This window comes from Sphingomonas sp. 28-62-20 (assembly GCF_002281505.1).
Map to the genome: position 1 here is coordinate 1 of NZ_NCGH01000049.1, position 4,747 is coordinate 4,747.

A 4,747-nucleotide genomic window follows, 5' to 3' on the forward strand; every position below is an offset into this window, starting at 1 on the left:
AAGCCATCGGTCGCATCCTCAACCTCTACTCACCACAGGAATGCGCCAATTATTTCGCCGCATGCGGATACGATGCAGCATGATCGAAAATCGCTCTAAGCGCATGGGCAGCGCTTTGCGCGGGACGCACGCCATCAAGCCCCGCTGACAAGCCAGACGCCAGGACGCGCGAGTCAGTAAAGGCATAGGAAGCGTCGAGCGACCAAGCACCGCGCACCGCGCGCGCCGTTACCTCCAGTCCGCGCGCAACAATGGCATCGACATTGCGGCGTTGGCGCAGATTTGGGGCGATCGTTACATTGGCAATCGCGCTTTCCAGCCGATTGTAAAAGCCGGTGAGGCTGATGTTGATGCCGGGCGCGGGGGTGAGATCAATCCCGCCCTCAACGCCGCGCAACCGCTCCAGCCCCAGCGCTGCATTGGCCTGCGTCGTCACGGGGAAGACGACGAACGGGCGATAGAGTTCATTAAGGGTCGGCAGGCGGAAACCGGTATAGCCCGCCGCGCGCAAGGCGACGGCGTCGCTGGCGTGAAACAGCGCTCCTGCACGGCCGGTCACCTCGGTGCCTTGGCGATTGGTAAAGCGTTGATCGGTGGTGGTCAGCCCGGCGGCAGTCCGTTCACGAAAACGGCCATCGCTGATCGCCCAGAAATCTCCGCGCACACCGCCGGTCAGCACAAGGCCACCAAGGGTCCAATCATCTTCGGCGAACAGGCCGAGCGTGCGGGTCGTGCCCCCCGCGCTGCGCCGCGCCGTCACTAGGCCGGTCACCGCGCTATAGGCATCTTCAGCCAATTGCCCATCGGCCACGCGAATATCCGCACCGATCCGCAACAGATGCGCCGTGCCGACCGGCGGGCGAAGGTCGATCTTGCCGCCAACCCCGGTGGCTGGCGTGGCGCGTTGATCAAGCGTCAGCCGAAAGCTGGTCGCACTGATCACCTTGTTCGTGAAATTGCGTGCCTGCAGATAGGCAAGCGCATCGACATCCCAAGCGCCACGATGGACCAGGCGAATGCTCGCATCCTGACCCCCAGCGCTGCTATCCGCCCCGCGAAACCGCAAAGTGCGACTGTCATCGAAGACCAGGGCGCGAAACTGCACATCGGTTTGTGTGCCAAGCGGCGCGACGGCGCGCAGGCCGATCGACCAGTCGCGGTAACGCGCGCGAGCGGTGGCCGGCACGCGCTGGCTGGCCGGGGTCGTGAAATACCCGTCGCCGCGCTCAAACCGGCCCGACAGCGTCGCGAACCCACCGCCCAGATCGGTCGAGACGCTCGCGGTCACCTCCTGGGCATTGTCGCTGCCATAAAACAGGCTGCCAGCGACGGGCGCCAGATCGCGGCGCGCGGCGCTGACAAGCTCGATCGTGCCCGCCACCGCGCCCGCACCAAACGCTCCCGCCCCGCCGCCGCGCGTCACGCGCACCGACGACAGGCGATCGCCGACCAGTGCGGAGAAAGGCACATGGCCAAAAAAGGGATCGGCAATCGGTACGCCGTCCAACAACACCAGCGCCCGGCTTGATGCATTGCCGCCCAACGCACGCAGCGTCACCCCTTGAGCCGAAGGATTGGCCGATCGACTGTCCGACCGGCGAAATTGCTGAAACCCCGCCACGTCGCGCAACACATTTTCGACCCGGCCCGACGCATCACCGACCAGCCGATCGCGCCCAATCACCACCGATCCATATGCCGGCGTGCCCGGCGGCAGCGAGAGGTCACTGCCGATGACGACGATGTCATCGGGTGCTGGGGGCGTGCCCAGCGGCGGCGCGCTCTGTGCAAAGGCAGAGGCGCTGCCGACCATAACGCACGAAGCCGTGAGGAAAAGGCGAAGCGGCGCAGATGCGCCCGCTATCAGCATCCCGCCAAGCCTGCCATGATGCGCTGACAATGCCCTCAAATGCCGTCGATTTGCGGCGGGGCCACGCGTAGTTGGGCCAATAGCGACTGAACCTCGGAATCGCCCTGCCAGCGCGCAGCAATCCGCGCGGTGATGCTCGGGGAGTACCAATGTTCGCCGTGCACCTGCGCCACTTGCATCAGCTTAAGCAGTTCGGCGCGGTCGCCCATTGAGGATGCCCAGAAGGCTGGCACTTCGCGAATGCGCCGCGTTCCAGCGGCCAGCTGGCGGCTTGCATCGTCGATCAGCACGCGGTGCGCGGTCTTGGGATCCCGCGCTATCGCGGCGTCCAGCTCGGCCGACAGTCGGACGGCCTCGGGCTCGCGGCGCATCCTCGCCATAGCACGATATTCGCGTGCATAGCCGCGGATATCGCCCAGCCCCATATAAACCCAGGCCAGGCAATTGCTGATCGTCGCGTCGGCGGGATAGCGCATTTTCAGCTCGGTCATCATGGTCTGGGCTAGCCGGTCGTTGCCAGCTTGCCACTGGGCGCAAGCATGCTCGACCGCAATCGCCTGCGAACCCGGCGCAAGCAAGCGTGCGCGCGTGTACTGACGCTCGGCCGCCTTCGCCGCCCCAAGGTCGGCCAGTATATTGGCGAACCAGAAGTGCGTCTGCGCATCATTGTCATCAAGCGCGAGCGCGCGCTTGAAAGCCTCGACTGCGGCGCGCGGTTCATTGTCCCACCAATAATCAATAAAGCCGTTCGCACGGTGCGCGCTCGCCAGATTGGGATCGAGACTTACTGCCTTTTGCGCTGCAATCCGGGCAATGCCGAACGCCTGCGCATCGCTGACAGCCCCATATTCGCGGTAGATCAGCCAAGCCTCGGCCAGACCTGCGCGCGCTGGCGCGAAATCAGGCGCTTCGCCGATTATCTTCTCATAGAGGCGGATTGCTTCCCGAACATCTTCTGGCGTCCGTCGCGCCCAGACATCACGCGCGGCGATGTATTTTGCCATCAACGCAGGCGATGTCCGGCTCGTGCTGCGCGGTGAAGCGTAAAAAAAGGCAAGGGCAACAATCGTTAACCCGGCGAGTGCCAGCCACCCGCGGCCGACGCTGGCTGCATTGCGCAGGCTCCACCCGCCGCCAATTGCACCAGCGACGTTCGCGATATTAGCGTTTGTCTGCGCCAACTGGCCGCTTTCCGCATGTTGCGATCGCCAGGCTTCAAGCTCTCGTTCGATCGCGAAAACCGATTTTTGCTTTCCGCCGGGCACATAATGGACCGGCAGCCCACGCTCCTTCGCCCAGCGCGCGACCGTCGTTCGGTCTCGCCCGAAAAACGCAGCAATTGCTTTCCAACCATTCAGCCGCTTATCTGATCCGGTCGCCGAAGCTTGTGCCGTAACACCCGTCGCTGCCTCGTATGTCACGCCTTCAAATCGCGGCACGTTCACCTCGTCAACCTTGCGCAGTCGTCCACTGCCCAGACCATCTATGTCACTGTTCTTAGCGATGTGCTTCGCCCAAAATGGAGCGTGATGACAACGCGCACCGTGGCATGGCTTGCAGCCCTGGCCTCATCATCAGCTGCATTATCGTCCGTTCCGCCCCCCATCCAGATTAGTCACGCCCCTCGTCCAGTTTGCCGAGAGCAGCGCCGAACCCGCGCTCCCCAGCCGTGTAGCAAATTGCGGCACCGCAATTTGCGCAGCCACACCGCACGCCAAATCGCTGTAATGCCTCCATCATCCAATGTTACGCATTACGAAGAGAGTGATCTATGAAATTCGGTGCGCGCGCAACCATAGGCGCCCCACAGCTCGCCATTGGCAGCTCTGGTTTCGCGGCACCCGCCGCAGTGCCGTATATCTCGTGATCACAGAGGCGAAGGAGGAAACAGAGATCGGCTATGGCCTTTCCGCCGGTGCTCTGACTGCCTTACGAAAAAGAAGACGCGCGACCAGAAGGGCGCCTTGATGATCGTTCCCGACAGCGATGCCACCGTCTTTACCGGGTCGATGACCAGCCCCACAGGCAAAGTCGATGGTCAGGTCGAGAAACCATCGACGGCACTGCGACAGCTTCCTCAATCAGCCGATTTGCGAGGCCGCAAGTTCGTCATTCGCTATTGGGACCACTTCGGGCCGAGTAGCTTGAAAGCCATTGCCGCGACCATTCAGGATGTACGGCGACAATCAGCTTCCAAATCATATATCGACCCCTCACCGCTGTTCATTCAATATGGCGATCTGGTCATTGCTGGGTTCGCGCCGCAACTAGCCAAGGCACGCTGGCCTTGTGGCGCGAACGCAGAACGAGAATCCGCGGTCGGTTTACGCGAAGGCAGCGCAGCACAGGCTAGGGGCGTTGGATCATCAGCGCTAAGGGTCAATGCGGGGATGATTAAGGCGGCAAGCCCGATCGCCGCGAATGATCGGCCACCGGCAGGGGCGATTGATCTGGGGCGTCAGGTGGGCCCCCCAGTCACGTTGTATCAGTTAAAGGCGAGCTTGGCTGGAGGGCAGCCCTTTTCCTTCTTGTTCCTGCCTTATGTCGATGCTGCAACCCAATTGCAGCCAACTACCGGCAGCGAGACAATTGCCGGTAGTGACGAATTTGCCGAAGTTTATGCAGCCACGGCAGTTGGTTATGATGATCAACAAGAGGCATTCCTTGTGGTGAAGCAGTCTGCCGACGCTTTTCACAAAGACTGTGAAATCATGATGTTATCTTATGCCTATTGGACACACCCGATCTTATCGCAGGACGTTTGGACAATTTGGAGGTCTAGAGCGATTTTCGATCATGCTGCATCGTATCCGCATGCGGCGAAATAATTGGCGCATTCCTGTGGTGAGTAGAGGTTGAGGATGCGACCGATGGCTT

3 protein-coding genes are annotated in these 4,747 nt (G+C 61.7%); 1 reads left to right on the forward strand and 2 read right to left on the reverse strand.

Annotated elements, in window-relative coordinates:
• Window positions 1–49 precede the first annotated feature (49 nt).
• A complete protein-coding gene (locus tag B7Y43_RS19670; RefSeq protein WP_374133363.1) occupies window positions 50–1,813 on the reverse strand; it encodes a TonB-dependent siderophore receptor in 1,764 nt (587 codons plus the stop codon).
• Between the two features lie 92 nt (window positions 1,814–1,905).
• Window positions 1,906–3,309: a tetratricopeptide repeat protein gene (locus B7Y43_RS19675; protein WP_374133361.1), complete on the reverse strand. Its 1,404-nt coding sequence runs from the start codon at window positions 3,307–3,309 to the stop codon at window positions 1,906–1,908.
• A 528-nt stretch (window positions 3,310–3,837) separates the two neighbouring features.
• On the opposite strand from B7Y43_RS19675, the gene B7Y43_RS19680 reads away from it, so the two are divergent.
• Window positions 3,838–4,698 carry a hypothetical protein gene (locus tag B7Y43_RS19680; RefSeq protein WP_374133362.1) on the forward strand — a complete coding sequence of 287 codons (861 nt, stop codon included), beginning with the start codon at window positions 3,838–3,840 and terminating at the stop codon, window positions 4,696–4,698.
• Window positions 4,699–4,747 lie beyond the last annotated feature (49 nt).